At 40.4% G+C, this 22,790-nt stretch carries 12 protein-coding genes, 2 tRNA genes and 2 pseudogenes; 8 read left to right on the top strand and 8 right to left on the bottom strand.

The annotated features are described in order from the left end of the window. Window positions 1–32 precede the first annotated feature (32 nt). On the top strand, window positions 33–1,040 hold the full coding sequence (gene hemB, locus AAEY72_RS11330; RefSeq protein WP_352310595.1) for a porphobilinogen synthase: 1,008 nt from the start codon (window positions 33–35) through the stop codon (window positions 1,038–1,040). A 127-nt stretch (window positions 1,041–1,167) separates the two neighbouring features. Here hemB and AAEY72_RS11325 read toward each other — a convergent pair whose 3' ends face one another. Further along, a complete protein-coding gene (locus AAEY72_RS11325) occupies window positions 1,168–2,145 on the bottom strand; it encodes a glutathione S-transferase family protein (protein WP_352310594.1) in 978 nt (325 codons plus the stop codon). Between the two features lie 311 nt (window positions 2,146–2,456). Here AAEY72_RS11325 and AAEY72_RS11320 point away from each other — a divergent pair. Beyond that, a tRNA-Val gene (locus tag AAEY72_RS11320) sits at window positions 2,457–2,533 on the top strand. 270 nt (window positions 2,534–2,803) lie between these two features. Then, window positions 2,804–3,634 (top strand): annotated as a pseudogene (locus AAEY72_RS11315) (IS3 family transposase); the annotation flags it as partial. Window positions 3,635–3,740: 106 nt separating this feature from the next. On the opposite strand, the gene AAEY72_RS11310 reads toward AAEY72_RS11315, so the two are convergent. The 4 genes from AAEY72_RS11310 to AAEY72_RS11295 form a co-directional block, all read right to left on the bottom strand. Then, on the bottom strand, window positions 3,741–15,695 hold the full coding sequence (locus AAEY72_RS11310) for an SPM autocatalytic domain-containing protein (protein ID WP_352310593.1): 11,955 nt from the start codon (window positions 15,693–15,695) through the stop codon (window positions 3,741–3,743). Between the two features lie 51 nt (window positions 15,696–15,746). Further along, window positions 15,747–16,214, bottom strand: a complete 468-nt coding sequence (locus tag AAEY72_RS11305; RefSeq protein WP_352310592.1) for a hypothetical protein — start codon at window positions 16,212–16,214, stop codon at window positions 15,747–15,749. A 133-nt stretch (window positions 16,215–16,347) separates the two neighbouring features. Then, entirely contained in the window at window positions 16,348–17,034 is a 687-nt protein-coding gene (locus AAEY72_RS11300; protein ID WP_352310591.1) for a hypothetical protein, read from the bottom strand. 89 nt (window positions 17,035–17,123) lie between these two features. Next, window positions 17,124–17,339, bottom strand: a complete 216-nt coding sequence (locus AAEY72_RS11295; RefSeq protein WP_352310590.1) for a hypothetical protein — start codon at window positions 17,337–17,339, stop codon at window positions 17,124–17,126. A 741-nt stretch (window positions 17,340–18,080) separates the two neighbouring features. On the opposite strand from AAEY72_RS11295, the gene AAEY72_RS11290 reads away from it, so the two are divergent. From AAEY72_RS11290 to AAEY72_RS11275, 4 genes and pseudogenes are all read left to right on the top strand, one after another. After that, window positions 18,081–18,162 (top strand) — tRNA-Val (locus AAEY72_RS11290). A gap of 229 nt (window positions 18,163–18,391) precedes the next feature. Beyond that, window positions 18,392–18,703: pseudogene (locus AAEY72_RS11285) on the top strand (hypothetical protein); the annotation flags it as partial. A 59-nt stretch (window positions 18,704–18,762) separates the two neighbouring features. After that, window positions 18,763–19,542 (top strand): transglutaminase-like domain-containing protein, encoded by a 780-nt coding sequence (locus tag AAEY72_RS11280; RefSeq protein WP_194620231.1) that lies wholly within the window; start codon window positions 18,763–18,765, stop codon window positions 19,540–19,542. A gap of 38 nt (window positions 19,543–19,580) precedes the next feature. Then, window positions 19,581–19,982: a transposase gene (locus AAEY72_RS11275; protein WP_352310589.1), complete on the top strand. Its 402-nt coding sequence runs from the start codon at window positions 19,581–19,583 to the stop codon at window positions 19,980–19,982. A gap of 89 nt (window positions 19,983–20,071) precedes the next feature. Here the strand turns inward: AAEY72_RS11275 and AAEY72_RS11270 are convergent, their stop codons facing one another. Further along, a complete protein-coding gene (locus AAEY72_RS11270; protein ID WP_189584166.1) occupies window positions 20,072–20,527 on the bottom strand; it encodes an Lrp/AsnC family transcriptional regulator in 456 nt (151 codons plus the stop codon). Between the two features lie 148 nt (window positions 20,528–20,675). Here AAEY72_RS11270 and AAEY72_RS11265 point away from each other — a divergent pair, with 148 nt between their 5' ends. After that, window positions 20,676–21,593, top strand: a complete 918-nt coding sequence (locus tag AAEY72_RS11265; RefSeq protein ID WP_352310588.1) for a DMT family transporter — start codon at window positions 20,676–20,678, stop codon at window positions 21,591–21,593. Window positions 21,594–21,960: 367 nt separating this feature from the next. Here AAEY72_RS11265 and AAEY72_RS11260 read toward each other — a convergent pair whose 3' ends face one another. Both AAEY72_RS11260 and AAEY72_RS11255 read right to left on the bottom strand, forming a co-directional pair. Continuing rightward, entirely contained in the window at window positions 21,961–22,110 is a 150-nt protein-coding gene (locus tag AAEY72_RS11260) for a hypothetical protein (protein ID WP_210541453.1), read from the bottom strand. Between the two features lie 288 nt (window positions 22,111–22,398). Further along, window positions 22,399–22,790, bottom strand: a 392-nt coding sequence (locus AAEY72_RS11255; protein WP_352310587.1) for a hypothetical protein, incomplete at its 5' end; no start/stop codon positions are given.

The raw sequence follows: 22,790 nt of genomic DNA, 5'->3' as shown, positions 1-22,790 counted from the left end.
GATAACCATTAAAACGATCGTAAGGAATGATTATGACCTATACCTTTAACCGCCAATACCCTGCCACTCGCCTGCGCCGCCTACGTTATAACGATAATGTACGGGCTATGATTCGTGAAGTAGAGCTACATCCTAAGCATTTCATCGCCCCCGTATTTGTCTTAGAAGGCAACAACCAGCGCGAAACCATCGCTAGTATGCCGGGTGTTGAACGCTTGTCAGTTGATTTACTGATTGATTATGCCAAGGAATTATTAACAGAAGGTGTCACCACTATCGACATCTTCCCTGTCATTGATAATGCCTTAAAAACGCCTGATGGCAAAGCAGCCTATGATGAAAATGCCCTGACTGCACGTACGATAAAGGCGGTCAAAGACGCTGTGCCAGAAATGGTTGTCATGACCGATGTGGCATTAGATCCTTATACTTCACACGGTCAAGACGGCCTGCTCGATGACAGTGGTTATGTCATCAACGATGCAACCATCGAAGTATTGGTCAAGCAAGCGTTAGTACACGCCCGCGCAGGTGCTGATATCATCTCTCCTAGTGACATGATGGATGGTCGTATCAAAGCTATGCGTGATGCGTTTGAAGCAGAAGGTTTTGTGAATACCGCGATTATGGCCTACTCAGCCAAGTATGCCTCTGCATATTATGGTCCATTCCGTGATGCTGTCGGTAGTGCTGGCAATCTAAAAGGTGGGCATAAGAAACAATATCAGATGGACTTTGGCAATCGTGCTGAAGCACTGCATGAAGTGGCTATGGACATTAACGAAGGTGCTGATATGGTCATGATAAAACCCGGTCAGCCATACTTAGATTTGATTCGTGAAGTTAAAGACACCTTTGGCGTACCAACCTTTGCCTATCAAGTGTCTGGTGAATACGCCATGCATATGGCTGCTATTCAAAATGGCTGGCTCAGTGATGCAGTCATTTTAGAGTCTTTGATTGGTTTCCGCCGTGCGGGTGCTGATGGTATCTTGACGTACTTTGCGCTAGAGGCAGCACGTCAGCTAAATAATGCTTGATAGTAACTAAAATACCTTTTGTCTTGTAAAAAATGCCCCAGCTGCTTCATAGTCGCTGGGGCGATTTTTTATACTGCAACTCTATTTGAGGCAAAAGATTTTTATTGTGCTTACGAAGTATCTATATTTATAACTGCTCACGATTATGCGCTGTCATAAAATCAATAGCAGGACCAACAGGTATGATACGAGTGGGATTTATGTTGGCATGACTGGTGTAGTAATGCTGCTTGATGTGAGTCATATTCACCGTCTCTGCAATACCTGGCACTTGGTATAAATCACGCAGATAGCCCCACAGATTTGGATAATCAACAATGCGATGCAGATTACATTTAAAATGCCCAACATAAACAGCATCAAAACGCACCAAGGTGGTAAACAGTCGCCAATCGGCTTCGGTTATAGTGCTGCCTGTTAGATAACGCTGGTGTGCCAAGCGCGCCTCAAGTGTATCTAGTGCCGCAAACAGCTCAATCACGGCCTCTTCATAGGCTTCTTGTGTGGTCGAAAACCCAGTTTTATACACGCCATTATTAATCGTAGAATAAACAAACGTATTGATATCATCGATTTCGCTCAACAGATCTGCTGGCAAAAAATTACCTGCTACAGCACCAACTTCGTCGAAAGCTGAATTAAACATGCGAATGATTTCAGATGATTCATTACTCACGATCGTATTGGTCTTCTTATCCCATAAAATCGGCACTGTGACACGGCCTGTATAATCTGGCTTTGCTTTGGTATACAGCTCATACGCATAGTCTGCATGGATAACTGGGTCAGCAACGACGCCTGCACCATCTGCAAATGTCCAACCGTGCTCACCCATATAGGGATTAACCACGGATATTGGGATGAGGTCTTCTAAACCTTTGAGCTTACGATAAATCAAAGCACGATGCGCCCAAGGACACGCAAGCGACACATATAGATGGTAACGGTCAGATTCGGCTTTAAAGCCCTTAATACCTGTTGGCCTTGCCCTGCCATCCACGGTCACCCAGTTTCTAAAGCCTGCGTCTTCACGCTCAAAACGTCCACCGTTGGCTTCTGTCTCGTACCATTTGTCTTGCCATTGTCCGTCTACCAATAAGCCCATATTATTCTCCGACTATTTCTAATTTTCATTTGACGCTATTAGGCATGACTGAATCTAAGTCATTACTATTATGACTCTCACTTCAGTTAGAGAGATATCATACCAGTTATAGGCTTTTATTTATTAGGATTAGCCTTATTATTAACAATAAAAACTAAACTTATTAAATGATATATTTAGAAAATATACATAAAAAATATTTTGTAATATTCAATATAGGGCTTAATACCAAATATTATGATAATAAAATAAGATTATGATAAAAAAGACTTGCAAAGTCTGAGAAACTTGCTAAAATGCTCAACCTAAATAGGCGTATAGCTCAGTTGGTTAGAGCGCTACCTTGACATGGTAGAGGTCAGCAGTTCGAGTCTGCTTATGCCTACCAAATATTTAGAAAGCCCCAGTCTAACGATTGGGGCTTTTTTTGTCTGAAAAATATAGGCTGTAGGGGGAAATCCTTGCTTATATCAACTCATAGTTATGGTTATTTAATCAGCTTCAAATCAATTGAAAAAGCGACGGTGACCAAAACGTGATCAACCCTTAAAAATCATTAAAATTAAAATCCTCTTTTTGACCTTTACCGTGAATGAGCTATGCTGAAAAAACCGTACACCTAAACTTGGTAAACTAAGCGTATTAATCGGAGTTCACCATGACCAAGAAATTAAGAACCTACAGTGACGAATTTAAAGCTGAAGCTGTTAAAAGGACAGCAGACAACAACGGCAATATTTCAGCGACTGCAAAACAGCTTGGCATAGCCATGCAGACCTTCTCTACTGGCACAGTAAAGCCAACCAAGGCAAGCTTGTCGGCATAGAACAATATGATCCCGAACTTATGACGGCTCTTCAAGAAATAAAGCAGCTCAAGCAACAACTTAAAGTTGCTGAAGAGGAACGTTAAGAAACAGTCTAGTAGACTGTTTTAGTGACGCAAGACGTAGGTGACAGCTAGTAAGTTACGCCTTTATTAAAGACAATCAGCAGATATTTAACATCACCACTGACTCAAATCATAACAAGCTAGTTTATCCAAACGTGCTGGATCAAAAGTTTGACGCCAGTCAACCTAATGAATCTTGGGTCAGTGACATAACTTATATCTGGACGAATGAGGGCTGGCTGTACTTGGCTGGTGTTAAAGACTTATATACCAAAGAGCTCGTCGGCTACGCTATAAGTAAGCGCATGACCGCTGATTTATTTTGCCGTGCATTGAATATGGCAATCAAGAACAAGAGACCAGACCAAGGGCTAATAATCCACTCTGACAGGGGCAGCCAGTATTGCAGTCATGCCTACCACAAGATTATCAAACAGCATCAATTTACAGGCTCCTTGAGTGGTAAGGGCAACTGCTTTGATAACGCTCCGATAGAAAGCTTCTGGGTACATTGAAGAATGAGCTTGTGTATCACCAGAACTATAAAACAAGGTTTACAGCGATCAATGATATCATCGGCTATATCGAGCTGTACTACATGAGGAGCGATTAGCAAAATAAAAAGCCAGATACTTGCAGTATTTGGCTTTTCATAAGGCTCTAAATTATTTTAGAGTGAAGAGTAAGAAGGTAAATCAATCGACTTAGATAACGTCACCATACCCATTATTCATACTATTCTCATCAAACTGCTGCATCATATCTAACATAGAGCCCAGTGTACTTTGATGCTGGGAGCTAGAAACGTTAGTAGGGTTTGGATTACTAATGCCATAAGCACCAAATATCTGATCCGCGCTGATACTACCGCCTGATGCAAAGCTGATATTACCAACTGCTGACTCTCCTCCTTCAAAGAAGTCAGCGATTGTTAATTGGTCAGTAGCGCCACTCACTTTGAGAATCAGATCGTCATTGCTGCGCATGAGTCCACTGGCTATATCGTTAAAACCAACTCCATCAAAATAGATGTTGTCAATGCCGCCGCCCGTGTTGTCTATGGTATCTTGTCCAAATCCTGCTTCGAAGTAATAGAGATCGTCGCCTTCACCACCTTTTAATAGATCATTACCCAGTCCACCAATGAGAATGTCATTACCTAGTCCACCATCCAACTGATCGTCGTCTAGTAGTCCCTGAAGTCTGTTATCGACTTCCGTACCTTGAAGTTGGTCATCACCATCTGTACCGATAATATCAGCACCTGCATCATTATTAGGTGCATTAGGGGTTGTATTATCGACAGGTGTGGCTTCCGGTATTGCTTTACCAAATAGCCCAAAGATTTGCTCGTGTGAAATACTACCGCCAGTCTCAAAGCTAATAGTTTCAATGATGCTATCGCCATTACTAAAGTAGTCTTTGATCGTGACTTGATTATTGGCATTGCCATTCACTCGTAAAATGAGATCATTACCAGAACTCATCAACCCTGATCCAATCTGATTATAAGTGATACCGTTACTAAAGATAATTTCGTCTACACCATGCGTATCAATAATAGTATCTATGCCAGCTGTGTAGATATACGTATCGTTACCTCTGCCACCTTTCAACTGGTCGTTACCTGCCGTGTCTACGATAGTATTATCACCCGATAGATCTGTATTATCAGTAGGTACTTCAGGATCGGTTGGTGTGGTGGTGTCGTCATTGCCACCATTATCTGTATCACCACTGCCAGATTCAGGTAATGCTGTCAATTGACTAGCGATACTCTGAGCAGAGATAACCATATTACTGCTTGGAACAATATAATCGATGGCTTTATCATTACTACTAAAATGTCCTTCAACTTTAACTTGCTGATTCAAGTCCCCATCGACTAGGATAATGAGATCATCTCCTTCTTGATGGTAGCTGAGTTGGCTCTTATCTATACCTTGAAAGAAGATGCCGTCATTACCACCACCAGCGTTGTCAATGATATCCATCCCTTGATTGGCTTTGTAGATGTAGCTGTCATTACCTGCGCCGCCAGATAAGGTGTCGTTACCGTCTTCACCAGATAAGGTGTCATTGCCTGTGCCGCCGTTGAGAATATCATTACCTGAGTTGCTACCTGAGCCGTTACCGCCTGCTAGGTAGTCGTCACCTGCACCACCATTCAAGGTATCATTACCAGTAAACCCAAACAGCTGGTCATCACCTAAATAGCCGTTGATAATATCATTACCAGTCGTTCCTGAAAGCTGTTCGCTACTGTCTGTGCCTTCTACGGTATTGGTAGGGGTGGTATCGACAGGCGTGTCAACGGGCTGACTTGAATTGACAGTGAGACTGACATAAGCGCCTGCGCTGGTGCCAAAGAGGTCACCTGCCCACAAGATAAACGAGTAGTTGCCGATGCTGTCTACAGAAGGTTCACCCGTTAAGGTTAATGTGTCTGCATCAAAATGCAACCAATCAGGAATCTCTGGATAACTGCCGCTCGCATCTTTTTCTGCTAAGGTGATGCGGTAGTTCAGCGCGCTATCCCACGCATCTTGATCGACGATGGTGTCTGCATCAAATTGGACGTTTAGACTGTCGTCATCATTGATGGTGATGGCTTGTGGGTGTTTATTGACAGTTGGTGCGTGATTATCTGCTCTATCGATGATGGCGGCTTCAATGTCCTGTTGGGTAAGGATGACTTCTGCGCCGTTGTTGTCAAAGATGATGCGGTCGATTTTGTTGTCGATTACAATATCACTGGGGTCATCTAAATTATTTAGAAGAAAGTTTTGGTCTGTTGAAAACTGAAACTCATCAGCTGATGCTTGAGGGGTAAAATAATCGAAGAAAGTAATACTATCTCCATTACCTTTAAGACGAACAACCAGCATATCATGTACACTTAAAGTGTTTTCAACACGGGTAAATATAGCATCATTGAGATCGTAACCTTCTATTACAAGGGTGTCTTGAGACGATATATCATTAGTAGCACTGACTGTATCTTTGCCACCACCTTTTTTATAAATGATAGTATCATTACCCGTCTGACCGCTCACAAAGTTATCTTGAGAATTCAAAGTAATCGTATTGTCTAGCTCGTTACCAAACGCTGTTTTAGCGTCACCTTTTAAGATAAGGTTTTCAACATTCCGTTGTAATATATGGTATTTACCAGTATCTTGCCATATGTTCTGCTCATTCATCTGATAATAGTGATGATCTACCCACTGCTCTACAGTATCAATACCACCGCTATCGCCTATAATATAGTTAAATTCATTCAATTCGCCCTCAGCAACTTTGTCACCCTCTATTAAGGTAATAGAACCATTATCGTTAGTCACAAGCGTCTCATATTGATCAACGACGTAATAGTCATGTCCTGCGCCTCCTGATAAAAGGTCGGCTCCCTGTTTGCCATCTAGGTAGTTGCTTCCTGAATTACCGTAAATTTCATTATTGAATTCACTACCTATACCATTGAGATCACTCGTGCCTCTTAAATGTAACTCTTCAATATTAGTACCAGACAAGTTAAAGGAGTCATCGATAAATATACGATCATACCCTTCATCCTCGTTCTCAACGATAGTGTCCTGATTGTCAGCAAAATAGTTATCATCACCTTCGCCACCAATCAAGGTATCAGCACCTTCGCCACCCTCCAGCCAATCTTGTCCTTGACCACCTTGGAGCTCATCATCACCTTGGTGACCAAACATAGTATCATCACCTTCACCCGCGATAATGATATCGTTAGCATTACCTCCATTGATGATATCGTCACCTGTTTCGCCATCAATATGGTTTGATTCGGTCCAGCTACCCTGCAACTCATCATTTCCTTCTAGACCATAGATATGATGGTTCGATGTGACATAAATATCATTAACTTGATCATCTTTGTCAGAACCTATGATATAGGCATCTCTTAAGATACTATCAATACTGATTTTTGGGCTATCAATAAAGCTGATATCAATATTGGCTAAATCCTTATTATCTACTTCTCGAAGTATCAGTTGGTTATCTACTCCATATAAAAGGTAAAGATCACCATCTTGATAATAAGTTTCTTTGAGTAATGATTTTTCAAAGTTAAATTGTAAGTATGACCCATCTTTCTGTGACCAATCTTCAATTATTTCATCATTTCCAGAATTAGAATCAAAGATGTAAGTGTCATAACCAGTGTGTCCAAATAATTTATCGTTACCAGCTTTGCCGTCAAGTATGTCGTTTGACTCAAATGTGTGAAGCTGGTTATCTCTACTATTACCAGTTAAGTAGTCATCACCCTCCCAACCACTAAAATAGTCAGAATCAGAATTTTCGATATTTTCAATAGGCTGACTTATGATTGTTTCAAAGCTTACGATCTCATCGTCAAACACAAACTCTAAAGTACGATCAGTATCTAAGAATAACCCGTTAGTGATTGTAAACTCTTGCTCTTCATATCCAATAATTAGGTTTTTACCCTGAGACTTAAATGAGACCATGCTTAATGGAATGCTTTCAAAGATTAATTTATCCGTACCAGTTGAGCCATAATCAAAATCGACAATATCCGATCCAGTATCTAAACTAAAGATGTAAGTATTATCTCCACCTTGACCGATAAGAGTGTCATTACCTAAGCCGCTGACAAATACCTCGTCAGCATCAGAACCAGTAACTTTTTTATCATTTACTCCTGATAAATAAATAGTGTTTTCACCGCTAGATACCTCAAACTCTGTTACTGAATCATCGATAAATATAGAGTTTACAATGTCTCCATGTTCTACGATGTATTGATCTATAACGACATTATTAGTGGTATACCAATTTGCTAGAGTTAGATAACCTTCACCAAAATTGTATTCCGAGAATTCGTCAGTGTTAATACCTAACAGGTTAAGTAAGTGAATACTGGTTTTACCGGCATCTGTTAGATAATTTGTATCTAATAGCGCTTCTAACTTAAAAAAGTTAGTAAAATTTAATTGATTAAATTGGTACACTTCAATACTGTCAAAGTAAGGCTTAAGTATCGTCTGGTTGATAATATCAGACTCTACAGCAGTCTTAATATCTTGATAGACATTAAGAAATTCAGATGTCTGATCAGAAGTAGCTTGGTTAATATAATCGGTTGGATTAATGCCAGTAATCGCATCAATGAGTTTGACCATTTGCTTATCATTTTGGTTCAAATAACTATAGTTAGTAACCGTATTCGTTTCACTAACATATTCTGGTAGATCTTGATTTGGTCTTATTTGAATCACATGTTCAGCATTTTCGTTTTCAGTCCATTTAATATTATTGTTATTAACGATAGCCACTTCACTATCATTATTCTTACTGTCTGTGCCCGCCCATAACTCTAATAATTTATCAGACTGGTCGAAAATATTTTCAATATCTTTGTTTTCATCTAAATATTTAGCTAATATCGATAATTCATCAGTACCCTTGGCAGCGTCTGCTAGGTCATCTAAACGGCCAAATCCAGAAAGATTCAGACCGTCAGTTTTTTCATCAGGTGTCGATATAAAGTCACTATGAATCAAATCTTGGTCAAAGTTAATGTCCGCCATCAATAATGTGTTGCCGTCATTATCTACATAACTTCCTTGTTCTTTTACAGTGCCGCCGCTTGTCTCTACCTCGTTGCTTGAATCGAAGCTTAGATTTAATTCGGATATACCTATCTGTTCAAGAGTTTTAAGTTCATCTTGAGAAGTGACACCATCAATATTAGTATCTTGCCAAACTCTTAACTCACTAAAACTGGTATCGTCTTTATTGATCACACCATCAGCATTGGTATCTAAATCCGCCAATGCTTCAAAACCATGTTTGGCAATCAATCCACTATTTAGTTCAGTTTGATCCCCGAACATCTCCTTACCATTGTTAATGACACCATCTTTATTAATATCTCTAACTAAAAATCCATCCTCACTCGATAACCAACCTGTAGCAGTTTTGATGCCGTCACCGTCGTTATCAAACATGACACCTTGCTTATTGTTTTCAGCAACTGTGTTAATAACTCCATCTTTGTTAAGATCTAATACCAGAGGATCATAATATTCTATTTGATATTCTGATTCAAAATTGCCATCTTGATCTTTTTGTAAGTTTGGAAGAAGAGAGTTTAGTAATAGTGAGTTGCCACTGAGATTAAACATCGTTTGATCGGTCACCATATGAGAAAATGGCTCATCCGATTTCTCATTAGAGTCTACAACAAACTGACCACCAGCCTTTCTTTCTACACTATAGCCTTCAGCAACTATCTTTGAAGTGAAATTGTCACTAGTGATAATGATATTATTTGCGTTGTATTCCATATAATTGCCAAGCCCGTCCTGCCACTTGACTACAACATCCGACTTATCCTCGTTATTACTTATAGATAATATTTGCCAATCATTGTCTAGTAGGTTGTCATCTCCTAATAGGATTTGACCTTTCCTATCTGTATCAACAATATAATTGGTTTTACCATCTTGAAGTGTGGCAAGTTCAAAGAAATAAGCATCTTCACCTTCGCCACCATAAAGATAATCCTCACCTTGTCCTGCCATTAAAAAGTCATCACCTTCATCACCATAGAGCTTATCATCACCCGATCCGCCATAGATGAGATCAGAACCTTTTCCACCTTTGATAATGTCATTACCAGACTCAAGACCTATCGGATTATTGTAATCTGCATCATCACCATAAAGGTTATCTGCTCCATCTCCTCCATTAATAGTGTCGTTACCTCCGCCACCGTAAACAGTATCATCACCGCTACCAGCATTGATAGTGTCATCACCATGGAACGATCCACCTATTGACTGCGAATCGCCCTCAATATAGTCATCACCTTCTCCACCTTCAATGATATCGTTACCACCGTTACCCCAAATACTATCGTCACCTGCCCCACCATACAAAGTATCATTGCCGTGATATTGACCTTTGATTTCTTCTGTATCACCAATTATTTGATCATTGCCTTCACCACCGCTAATAGTATCTTTACCACCATTACCAACTAACATATTGTTGTTATCGTTACCAGTAATAACGTTATCACTATCATCACCGATGGCATTTTTCGCATCAGCCAGAAGTGTAACGTTTTCTACATTATTGCCATCGATCAAAGTGTAGTTAATAGTTGAATAAACAGTATCTATACCTGCATCAGCTTGCTCTAGAACTTCATCTTTTTCGTTATCAACATAATAGATATCATCTCCCTTTTGGCCCGCCATCTGATCAGCACCTTGCTCACCATTTAGGGTATTATCACTTTCATTACCAATGAGGATATTATCTTTATCATTGCCTTTTATGGAGGAGCTCAATGTGTCAATCAATATGGCATTATCTGCATCTGAAGTCAGTTCAGCTTCACCAGATACTTCAAGCATATTCTTGGCTAAGGCTTTAACGTCATTAGAAGTATAGTTTTCACCATCTATCTCCCACGTCTCAATATTGTCTACATTGACAATTAGACCATCACCTAACGCACTATAATAAATATGCCCTTTGTAATTATATAAATGATTAGTATTGATCTCTTCAAGCACTATTTTACTATTTTTATCTGAGTCAATTATTGTATTAAGTCCATCACCTTGATTAAACACATAAGTATCTTGTCCTTGGCCACCAGATAATATGTTATCGAGTTCATTACTCACTAATGTATCATCGCCACTACCGCCAATAGCGTTCTCAATGTGAGTATTATATCCAATGAAGCTTTGGCTAGGCGCAAGGATACTGTCATTTTTCTCAGCAATATATGACCAGCCACCTTGGTTAATATCTATATATGTACTTTCGGTTTGGACTGATGCATCAAATGTGTCAACGCCAGCACCATCCCATATATATTTGTTTTCAAAGCCATATATGTCGTTCCCTATAGCATTATCTATATTTACACCATGAAGATATTGCAGTGCCGCTATATCAAATAGTTTTAAATCAGTATCGTTCTCGCCATTTGAAGAGTAAGTCATAATAGAGTTATTTTGATTATTCTCATCGCTTGGCAAATATGGCATTTCAAAAGGATGTTTTAGTCCAAATACATGTCCTAACTCATGAAGTAGTACTTCAAATCCATACTCTCCTGATTGTAATAGGCCCTCTCCTCCATACATTTTGGAGTTGAGATGTACCTCCCCTGTAGCTGAATCTCCATAACCAGAAAATGTGCTGCTACCCGCTGTGGACAAGTCATCCAAATATAGCTTTAAGTCTGGTGCTTCGGTAGTATTATCTTCTTCGATAGTAAGACCAAGAACCTCAGCATATTTTGAAAGTGCCTCCCTTACCGCATCTTTTTGTTCTTCAGTAAAGGCTTGGTAGCCATTCAATTTATCGTCTAGGTTATCTAAGAATCCATAAGTAATACTTGTCTTACCTTTTAAAGGAATGTCTGCGCGATCCACTAAAGCATCTATAAAATAAGCCATACCTTCTTCTAATGATGAAGTAGCTTGTAGCGAATCTGCTGTTAGTGGTGCCATCTCGAAAATATCGTCTACATTCCAAGATATACCATCGTTGAATTTGAACTGAGAAATTTCTGTATTGTTAGTATATGGGTCTATTTCTGAGACGTATACTGCCTCCTCAGTAGCTTCTACCATATGGTTTGAAGTGTTGTTAGCAACATAGTAATCTTTGATTGTGACGCTATTTTTTTGAGAGTTTTCACTTTCTGAGTAGGTAATCTTAAGATCTCTATCCTCGATGTTTTCAACATTTCGAATCTTCGATGATTCGAAGTTAAATTGAACAAGATTAAGATTAAAAGTATTTTCCGATTTTAGATTGAGAAGTATCTCTATAATCGTGTCATCACCGTCATTCATATCGAATATATAGACATCTTCTCCAAATCCACCCTTTAGCGTGTCATTGTCAGCTCCACCTATAAGAATGTCGTTACCTGAATTACCCTCTAAAATATCCATACCGGCTTTACCCATGAGGATATCATCGCCTATACCACCATCAATTGCATCTACATCTTTTCCGCCTTCAAGAACATCATCACCGACACCACCAAATATAGCATTATGACCATCACCACCAAATATTCGATCATTTCCCTCGTTGCCAGAGAGCTTTTCAGGTTCTTCACCTTCGTTACTACCTCCCCAGATATAATCGTCACCTAAACCGCCAGATATTGTGTCTGTTCCATCGTCTCCATGTAGATAGTCATTACCTGTACCCCCTAAGATTGTATCGTTATCATCGCCTCCGTGGATGATATCATCACCGCCATTCCCTTCAATTTCATCGTCACCTTTACCGCCATAAATCAAATCTGCACCTTCTTCCTCAGTATTGTAAAATGAAGGATTTCTATCATATTGATCTAATAAACTATCTCCATATACCCTGTCGTCTCCGGAACCACCATATATAACGTCGTTACCATAACCTGCTTTAATGTAATCATCACCTTCACCACCATCTATATAATCATTGCCTCTGCCTGCTCTAATACCGTCATTTCCTGAACCTCCATAGATCTTATCATTCCCGTCCTTTCCAAAGAGAAAGTCATCACCACCCTCACCATAAATAATATCGGCGTCTGATGATCCAAAGACAATATCACCTCCATCTCCTGATTTTATTAAGTCATTATCAGGATTAGCATTTCTAACTTCAGGTACATATGACCAAGTTGCACCTTCAGGATCAGGATTAGAATCTACGGACAATCCGGCTGTCATATAGCTCTTAACACTGCCATCATAAAAGATACTAAATTCCTCACCATAAATATTTACTGTTTTTTTATACCCTACGTCATAATACAGCTCATTACTCTGCTCGGTACTAAACTCTAAAGAGCTTGAAATATAATCATGACCGCTACCCCCTTTTATGACATCATGACCTTCACCTGTGTGGATAGTGTTTCTACCTGTGGTATTGCTTGCATCTACATGCACCGAACCTGTTGTAGAGATTATTTTGTTCTCACCTTTCCCATATAATTCAGGCGAGGTTTGTGACTCAATAGCTTGCCACTGCTGTTGCTCAATAGATTCATTAAAATTTAGACCAAAATGGCCTTGCTTAAAATCTTCAATATATATAGTATTTTTATAGTTGCCCAACTTATTAATAGTAACTGTACCGTTTGTACCATCTTCTGAAGCGAACTTTCTAATCTCATACTGACCGTCGCCACTTAACCAATATTGTTTTTCTGCATCAAACTCGCCTAGCGTCAAGACTGCTGCATCAATCTCAATGGTTCCTGTACCATCGTTGTCTTTGATACTATCAGTACCAAGCTCACTGCTCTTAAACGCATAAGTTTCATTACCTGCGCCACCGATCAAACGATCACTACCTGCACCACCTCGCAGAGTTCCTGAGTTATTTTCCCCACTTATCAGTAGGTCACTGTCTGCACCACCATCTAAAATATCTATACCTTTATCACTGGCATACAGTACGTCATTACCTTCATTACCTTCCAAAAAGTCAATATCTTGATCATCGCCTGCGTAGATAGTGTCATTACCCTCGCCGCCACGAGCGTCATCCTTACCACCGCCTGCATAGATAATATCGTTGCCTGAGCCGCCTAATAGATTGCCACCCAGTAATTGATTATCATCTTCGTCTCCTGAGAAGATAATGTCATTACCCTCGCCACCATCGGCTATTAATACACCAGTACCGCCAATGAGGACATCATTACCCTCGCCACCTTTTAGGTTATCAAGACCACTACCGCCATGCAAATAATCATGACCCTTACCGCCTAGTAGAATGTCAGTATCACTGCCACCTAGTAAGATGTCATTACCATCACCGCCAGTTAAGGTGTCATCACCACTACCACCGAGTAAGGTATCATCGCCATCACCACCGATTAGAGTATCGTTACCCTTATTACCTTCTAGGTAGTCACTGCCTGCGCCACTATCTAGAGTGTCATCGCCTTTGCCACCGAATAAGAAGTCATTGGTATCTCCATAGTCTAATGATTTGACTGGTTGTCCATCATCCGCTGCGAAGATAACTTCTGAACGATAAGCGCCAATACCATTGTTACCTGAGCCATAGTCGGTATATTTACTTAAGATATCCTGCTCTGTGGTTATATCTCGATAGCTGTGTTCTCCATTGCTCGTGCCTGTGGTTAGCTCTTGGATTTTGGCTTCAAGCATTTCGGCACGCTTTTCGATATATTCGTCTGTCATACCATCAGGGTGTGCTGCGCTATAGAGTTCTAGTTCACCATTTTCATTAAATTGCGCATAGTCAATATCAGTGATGACGAATGGGTTTAGTTTTAAGAGGGCATAGCGATACGCGAGGTCACTCTTGGCAAGGGCGGCAAGTTGATCATCGGTTATATTTGCATCAATGAGAGAGGTGTTTGCTTTTAGCAGTTCTGGAATCTGCGCTTGATCAATGTTTTTACCAAATAGTAGCGTACCGATTTTATCAAAGATGTCGGCCTTGCCATCTCCATCCAAATCCTTGGTTAGCTGATATAAGTCTTTAGCAGCGTCTTCACCGTATATACCCGCTACGATACCAACTGATATAGCTGCGACGGCTGCGACAGGAGCGGACAAGCCTAGTACAAAGGCACCTGCTAAACCAACTAGTGCTGTTGCTACAGCACCAGATATTTCTGCACCAAACTCTCCTACCGCAAACTCAATCCAAACTTCTTTTGCGCCCTCACTATCTCCAGCCTCTTCTAGTGCTTTAGCTTGTGCATTAGTAGAGGACAATGCTAATAAAATAAGGGCTGAGCTAACGACAGGTAAGTTTTTGACAATTTTATTATCTGTAAAAGCTCCGTACTTACTATGAAAGTCTTTTAATGTGTCCTGTAATGAATTGAATAGTCCTGGATTACTATTTGCCAGTTCCACGAGTTTCTCTGGCGTATTAATTTCTAACCATGTACCCGTGTTTTGAAAACTTAACTTTGACAGTTCGGTATGTTGAATGGCATTAGCGACTATAGCGTTGCTTGGATTCTCAAACTGCCTAATCTGTTCAACAGGAATATTGTCAATAGTAATACCATCTCGTTGTAACAAAGCTGGAATTTCAGTATTGATAAGGATAGTGGTCTGAAAATCATCTGCTCTCTGTATTATCGTGTTGGTACCTGCCATTATTCTGACATTGGCATTATCGGGAAGCTCATCAACAAACTTTTTAGAAACCACATTCCACAACGACGGACTATTCGAATCATTGATCATTTTTCCATATTCACTTGCCCATATTTTTTTTTGTGATGCTGTTAAGGCAGTATTGAAGGAAGAAAAACCTAGGTCTTTACCTATTTCATTGTAGAATTTGGTATAAGCCAAGTTCTTAAACAAAGTAGTAAAATCAGGATGGTCGGCAAGTTTTCCTGCAGGTGTTTGAAATACTGATATAAGGTCATTATTTCCCTTGGCAATATTTTTAACTATTGGTTGAGTAGGCTGATTACCATCTAGATATCCGCTATAGAGTAAATGAGTACGACCGTCAGCCTCTCCAGCGGAGGCAGATGTACTCTCAACCACTAACATCAACTCGTCAAATGAGTTTGCTTGTTTTGCAGCTTCTAAAGCAGATTTAACGTCAGTATAAGTATTCACACTAGGTTCCTTTTGAATTATCGCTATCTATATAAATAAAAGTGGGTAGGATTAAGAAAAATTCAGCTGTTTGCTTTCAATAAATGTATAAGTTCTACTCATAGCGATACGTTTTACTTTTTCAGGCAACCCGCTGAGATTATCTCCCGTTAGCATATCTCCACCATAAATAAGCGCTTGCGTCATTACTTCTTTGATGTGAGGCAGACTTTCCCTCAATATAGAAGAACAATAGTATATGGATAACTCATAACCCTCTGCTGTTTCAATCATAGTGCAGATACCCTTATTAAACAGATAAGCGTAACGTAGCGTATCTCCTTTAACAGACGAATAATTACCTACATTGAAAATCATCTCGCCTGTTGCTTCAATGACAGCTACTCTCCAACTACAATCAATCATGCATCCAGCATGTTGTCTGTCAAAAAACATACCATATAGCGCTTCTTTAACCTCTGGTGAAGCGAAAAGTAAATCTAAGTCGTCGTCCGTAATTTCTCTAAATATAAAAGTCATTGTTTATCTCATAAATGTATAAATGGTTACCATGATCTAATTACGCTTGATAAAGATCATAGACTGAGGAATGCAATGTTCTTATCGATAGCTAAAAAATAAAAATCCCCTATGTTCTTTAGCCATTTTAACTTTATAACTTCACCTTACTCATCGGGATAGCACACTCCATAACTATCAGTCCAGCGATACTGGGTGATAGTACCTCTTTCGCTTGATCCATCAGACTTTGAATGGCGAGCGCATAGGCCATACCCCAGTCTCCAGCAGGTACAGGTAGGTTGTCGAGTATTTCAGTTTTAAGCGGTTGCCATAGTTCAAGACACTGCATAAGGGTATAGCGGATAGGATGACCTTCAGGCAAGCGCGGCTGACCAAATTCAGGCGTGCCAATGCTAGCCGTTGTATGTTCAACTATCGCATTGACGTCAGGAAGTGTACCGCCATGCGACTGTACTGCACCACCAACCAATGACCAAACTGACAGCTTATCCTCGAGTAAGGGTTGATTGATGCCATTACCGTAGTAGTAGTTGTTACCTTGCTCATCACTGATAGTAATGATGGCATCCTCACCACCTGTGGATTTATTATTCTTCATCTCCTTCAAGGCCCTTTGTTGACACGCATAACCCGCTAACGAGCCAAGGGCTGCAAAGGCAGACTCGACATGGACACCTTTGTCATCACTCATGGTAGACAAAATACGTTCTACGATAGCACCAGCGGCTATCTTTGCTGCAATGTACGGATCAGAAACTTGTTTCTCTTGAATTTGACGTTGTAGTGCGATTAATGCTGGGTCTTGAGGTTGTGACATGGTTATGTTCCTATTGGATAATGTAAATGGTTATTATATTCTACTTTTATCGATTGACTTACTCTGAAGTCTTGTCTAACTTTATTGTTTCAACTTAGTTTGTCCGCACCCCATGTCCATAACGTGCCATCGTCCTTGACCCCTGCACTCCATGAGCTGGTCATCGCAAGACGCTTAGGTTCGATGTTGATCTCAAGTGGGGTTTCTAATGGCTCATCTGACATATTTGCCACAGGATATTTGTCTTCGGTGAGGGTTTGAAGGTATTCGATAGGGGTTTTATCGCAGGCGGATAACATAGACATCATGAGTATGTTTGCTGAACTCGTGGTTGGTTTTATCTTTAGGAAACTATTTATTTTTCGCATGAGTGGTAGTATTTCAGAGATAATCAGCAACCAATACTAACAATTGTTTACATAAGTGTGTAGTTTTTTTATTGTATTTTTATGCCAAATATCAACATCTTGAATCTAATGTGGCTTCATAAGATAGATGCTCTCAATTATTGATAAAAGGACTAGAAAAGATAAAGGTTAAGAAGATGGACACAGAGAAGTGGAAGTACATACTGGAGCGTGGATTGTAATCTTGATATATTGAATTCTTGGCCGCTATGAGAAGTAGCGTTATAGAAGCGCATATTGAACCATGTGAGGCTATATGATTTATGAAAGATAAACAGAACAACTTGGTAGAGATATAGAAGATACCGCTGTATGTTTCTAACGGTATCTAAGATTTAACTTTGAACTTCCCCTTCTGTCAGTGCCATCAGATGCTTCTCTTGCAAAACTTGAGCAGGATCTCGCAATTGTTCAAGCTCAGCATCCAATCTGGTTAACTTGGTTTTTAGCGGCGTTACATAAATATGAATTAGACATAATATACGACTAGCAAAAAATACTTTTGCCTTAAAATAAGATAGTTGACCGTTATAAATGGCTAAAAACCAATTATCGCCTAAGATATTATGGGCAGAGTAGCAGTCAAAAACACGGCCAAATGGCAGTGCCTAATTACGAGTTAAATATTAATTTACATTAGGGTCTGTTGAAGTCAGTTGGTTAGAGCGCTACCTTGACATGGTAGAGGATGTCAGCAGTTCGAGTCTGCTTATGCCTACCAAATTTAGAAAGCCCCGATCTCACGATTGGGGCTTTTTTTGTCTGAAAAATATGGGCTATAGCGGGAAAGGAAACTATACGTCGATTCAAATCTCCTCTTTTGGCACTTTCAGCAAACGTCATCAAAAAACGTGTGTGCCCAAATTGTGCCTAAGTTGCGCCTGCTCTCTATTTTGCCTTTCTTTCAAAGTAGCACTTTCGACCTCTACCCTAAATTATTTAAAACACTCTCAAGTGGCACAATAGGCGATTCATACGACAATGCCTTGGCTGAAACCGTCAACGGGCTATATAAGTCTGAGGTGATTAAGTACCTAAAAGAACAGTAACATGCGGTGAACGATGTTGAACTGGCAGCCCTTGAATGGGTAGTACTTCGAGCACAGCTCTCATCTTGCAAAGCTAAATCGATAACTAATCTATTTTTAACGCTTCTCAGGTTTAATAAAGCTCGACTGCATAGTGCAATTGGTCATGTCTCACCTTTTGAGTTTGAAAAGCGGTATTATGATAATTTAACCCTGTCAGGCATTGCTGATTGACTTAAGTAAACCAGTCTCTAATATAGTCCGCCAGATCACTACCCTTAGGGAGTTCGAACATGATCCTGAAACTTAACGTCAAACTCCATTATCGACTCTCCGCGCCAATGGACCTTTTACTTCAGATCGAAGCCGCCGATCTTGTGGATCAGCGGGTGCGTTCGACCGAGATTTGGACATCAGACGTTGCGCATTTTTCACGGGTCGCCGCCGATGATGGCATAGGAGAGCGGATTTGGATCCGCGCCGAAGGGGATTTTAGCTGCACTTACATCGCAGAAATTGCCGTTGACCGTCCTATCTTGGACATATCGGCACTGCCCCAAACGCCACTACACCTTTTGCCCGGAGAGACGATCAAACATTTGATGCCATCTCGCTATTGCCCGTCAGACGAGTTCCAAGCCTTCGTGGACGCCGAGTTTGGCGATCTCGCCGGCGGCGCACGGATTGCCGCGATGCGTGATTGGATCGAGTCGGCGTTTAGCTATGTGCCCGGATCGAGCCACGCACAAACCACCGCGCTCGACAGCTTTGTTCAACGTCAGGGCGTCTGCCGCGACTTCGCGCATGTTCTCGTGACACTAGCGCGTGCGTCGTCGATACCCGCTAGGTTCGCGAGTGTTTATGCGCCCGATGTGACGCCACAGGACTTCCATGCCGTGGCCGAAGTCTATCTCGGGGGAAGCTGGCACCTCATTGATCCGACCGGCATGGCAGATGCCGACACGATGGCACGCATCGGTGTTGGATCTGACGCTTCCAGCGTCGCGTTCTTAACCTCGTTCGGATCCATGGAGTTTGTCAACCAATCGGTATCCGTAACCAGACAAGCTTAGAATCCTGACCCTAGGCATGCGGACCTGCGTTTAAGACAATGACCGCCGCCATAACAGAAGGGAGGCGGCAGTGGTCTTGCTCAATCGGTTTCGCGCTCTTTGCCCTGCGGATCAAGGACACGGTAGGCATGCCATATTGCGTGTCCAAGAATAAGCAAGACCAAGATCTACTACAAACGAGTAACGGCGTCGGTGTTATTGTCTTAAGACAGATACTGTCCCTCATGCACGATAAAAACTTTACTAAAGCGTCTCAGGCTGCTGCCTTTTTAGGACTGATCCCTATTCAATCTCTAAACCCATTTTCAAAGTGGTATATTCGTTCAATGATTTATCAGTATATGTTCGATGCACTATACAGGCATCAAACTGCTATTGTTAGATATGAACTTAATGACTATAAAATCGACAGCATGGGTCATTATAATCGAGCTGTCTGATTAAAACCTCCCATGTTATTTTCTACAATTTCTTCAGAATAGCTCAATTGACATTGTAGTTTAGCGAACTGGATTGCACTCAAAAAAGATCACATAAAAGTAGGCAACGTCGTTTTATGGATCACTTGTCTAACTGATAAGTGGGTATGTATGTCTTTAACGCTAGTAAGCTTATGTAGCTTACGAGTAAATTCTTCATAACCGTTGAGATCTGGGCTTACCACCTCTAATAAGTAATCGTAAGAGCCCGAAACAACATGTCCATTAATCACCTCATCCATCTCAGATAACGCTTTTTCAAAGGCTATAATTGATTCTTCTTGATGGTTGCTCAGACTAACTTCTACAAAAAAGCTCATCGTAATACCAACTTTAGCTTTGTTTACGTTCGCCTGATAGCCCTCTATATAAAACTCATCTTCTAAACGTTTCAAGCGCCTGGCACAAGGTGAGGGTGACAACCCTATTCGCTCGGCTAATTCAGCCGTTGATAAGCGTCCTTCTTTTTGAAGCACTTCCAGAATATGACGATCAATTTTATCCATAAATTACCTCTCTAGTGCTTTCAGCTAAAATTTCACAGTTATTTAGCATTATCCATCAAACAACTGTGAAATTGCAATCAATAAACAGAGATAAAGGCGTGGCTTTTGATTGATAATTGATTTTTAAATATAAGCATAAGTAATCAATATGAATACAGTATTTCAGTCCTCACCACGTAAAAAACCCTTATTCATAATGTCGCCGCTAATGAAAGGCTATGTGGCTATGATTATTGTGTTATTTATATGGTCAGGCTTTGCATTAACTGTTCGAGCTGTTGGTGCGTCGTCGTTAAGCATTGCTGATGTCATGTTAATTAGATTTAGCGTGCCCCTACTTCTATTGACGCCATGGGTATTGTCCAGTTTGAAGGAAATCAAAAATATTAGATGGTCTGATATCACGTTTATTATGCTTGGCGGTGTTCCTTTTCTCTTGCTAGCCACTTTTGGCGCGAGCACTGCTCCCGCAGCTTACGTTGGCACTATTTTGACAGGGACGCCAGTATTCTTTGCCGCACTCTTGTCCTTTATTTTTTATCGCCAACGAATCTCGCTGAGTAAATTTTTGGCATTTCTTCTTATTCTCTTTGGCATAGCCACTATGATTGTCGGGAATGCAAGGTCAATACCTGACAGTCTTCTATATGGCGCAGCCTTTTTACTGATAGCGAGTCTGGTTTGGGCGGGTTACACCTTAGGCTTAAAAAATACGAAATTGAGTCCAATAGCTGTTGCTATCGTACTTTCTTATATGTCATTCTTTGTGACATTGGTGATGGTACTATCTGGTATTTTGAAGACAAATCTAGGGGTGATTTCTTTTGACGACGCCCTACCTTTTATCTTAGTACAAGGTGTTGGCGTTGGTGTTATCTCAACCATTGGATTTTCTTATGCGGTCAATAAACTTGGTTCTATTCGCTCTTTGTTACTTGGCTCCCTGTCTCCCGGATTAACCGCATTACTCGCAGCGTTGATACTTCATGAAGCCTTATCAATTGCAATGATATGCGGCATAGCGCTAAGCACAATTGGCGTCATTTTGTCTAATCGGGCAAAATAAATGAGGACATGTCCTCATTTTAAAAATGAAGATAAAAAAGAAATAAACTACCGTCAAACACTGTTTGGCAGAATTTATCACCTCTATAGTTATACTTCCATGAAGTGTCAATTCAATCTTTTCCCTGTACTCCATTTTGTCGATAAGCAGTATATGTATTGTCTGTACCAGATATTAATCTTTCTACCTTACTTGCAAACATGCGAGCAGATGTAGCTCCGCGACTAAAACCAACTACATCTCAGTACACTGTTATCGGCTTCTTATTACCCTTATATTGTTTATCTACTTTAGCTAAATATTGTTCCAAGTAACCAATCATAGTATTTACTCGTCTAACTATGGATAGTCCAAACCCACCATCCGTTTAATCACCTTTTTCTCCAGTATACGGATCTGTCGTAGCGTTACCTGAAATATAGAATGCATTATTTTCAGCAAATTTGCCAAATGCTTTATTCTGTTTAGTTATTTTTTTAACATCGACTTTTCCAGTTTTCTTATTAATGTCAAACATGCGTGGCTCATTCACATCAGCTTGATAAGCATCTCTAAACTTCACTACATTACTCTACTTAGTTGTTGGAGAGGATAAATACCTTATGTATTCATCTGTAGTTACTGTGAAATCAGGGTTAAAGGTAATGTTGTAATGTACAAATGAACTTCTTGCATAGTTGTAAGGGCTCAAGTTGTCATATTTTTGCATGACTTTGCGAGGATGGAAGGTATAGGTGTGCCAATCGATAGCTTCTTTAGAAGCTATTTTGGCCTCATTTACAGCTTTATACTTTGGTATGTTAAATCAGTTCTCATAAAAGTCGGCTTTAGCTTTTTCAAAAACGGCCTTAGACTCATAGTTTTCTTCTAGAAGAGGTTCATCGACAAATGCTTCTCTCGGTATAGGCGGAAATTTATGATACTCTTCATTTTCTGATAGCCATATTCCGTATCGAAATACTATCTTTTCAGGTAATGGTATTTCTTGGCTCAATGCACAGTGACTGACATCAAACTTACCATCAGGTGTATTACTACAAACTACGGGAGTTGTCGCTTCAACGATCATCTGAGGCACATTATTGTAGTTATTCTCTTTATCCTCTGGAAACCATTCTGCTGAACCGCCCCGGGATTGTCGGAGACTTAATATTCTGAGAGAATACGACAATGAAAAGACAAACCTACACTCCTGAG

The organism is Psychrobacter sp. W2-37-MNA-CIBAN-0211 (genome assembly GCF_040309405.1).
GTDB lineage: Bacteria > Pseudomonadota > Gammaproteobacteria > Pseudomonadales > Moraxellaceae > Psychrobacter > Psychrobacter glaciei.
The sequence above is the reverse complement of the archived record's forward strand: the minus strand, read 5'-3'. Positions and strand labels throughout refer to the sequence as shown.

Excerpts from the sequence above, each read along its gene's own strand:
- AAEY72_RS11305 (WP_352310592.1), bottom strand. The coding sequence starts at position 16,214 with ATGACTTTTATATTTAGAGAAATTACGGACGACGACTTAGATTTACTT.
- AAEY72_RS11260 (WP_210541453.1), bottom strand. The coding sequence starts at position 22,110 with ATGTTTGACATTAATAAGAAAACTGGAAAAGTCGATGTTAAAAAAATA.
- hemB (WP_352310595.1), top strand. The coding sequence starts at position 33 with ATGACCTATACCTTTAACCGCCAATACCCTGCCACTCGCCTGCGCCGC.
- AAEY72_RS11295 (WP_352310590.1), bottom strand. The coding sequence starts at position 17,339 with ATGTCTATGTTATCCGCCTGCGATAAAACCCCTATCGAATACCTTCAA.
- AAEY72_RS11265 (WP_352310588.1), top strand. The coding sequence starts at position 20,676 with ATGAATACAGTATTTCAGTCCTCACCACGTAAAAAACCCTTATTCATA.
- AAEY72_RS11270 (WP_189584166.1), bottom strand. The coding sequence starts at position 20,527 with ATGGATAAAATTGATCGTCATATTCTGGAAGTGCTTCAAAAAGAAGGA.
- AAEY72_RS11280 (WP_194620231.1), top strand. The coding sequence starts at position 18,763 with ATGATCCTGAAACTTAACGTCAAACTCCATTATCGACTCTCCGCGCCA.
- AAEY72_RS11300 (WP_352310591.1), bottom strand. The coding sequence starts at position 17,034 with ATGTCACAACCTCAAGACCCAGCATTAATCGCACTACAACGTCAAATT.
- AAEY72_RS11275 (WP_352310589.1), top strand. The coding sequence starts at position 19,581 with ATGACCGCCGCCATAACAGAAGGGAGGCGGCAGTGGTCTTGCTCAATC.
- AAEY72_RS11325 (WP_352310594.1), bottom strand. The coding sequence starts at position 2,145 with ATGGGCTTATTGGTAGACGGACAATGGCAAGACAAATGGTACGAGACA.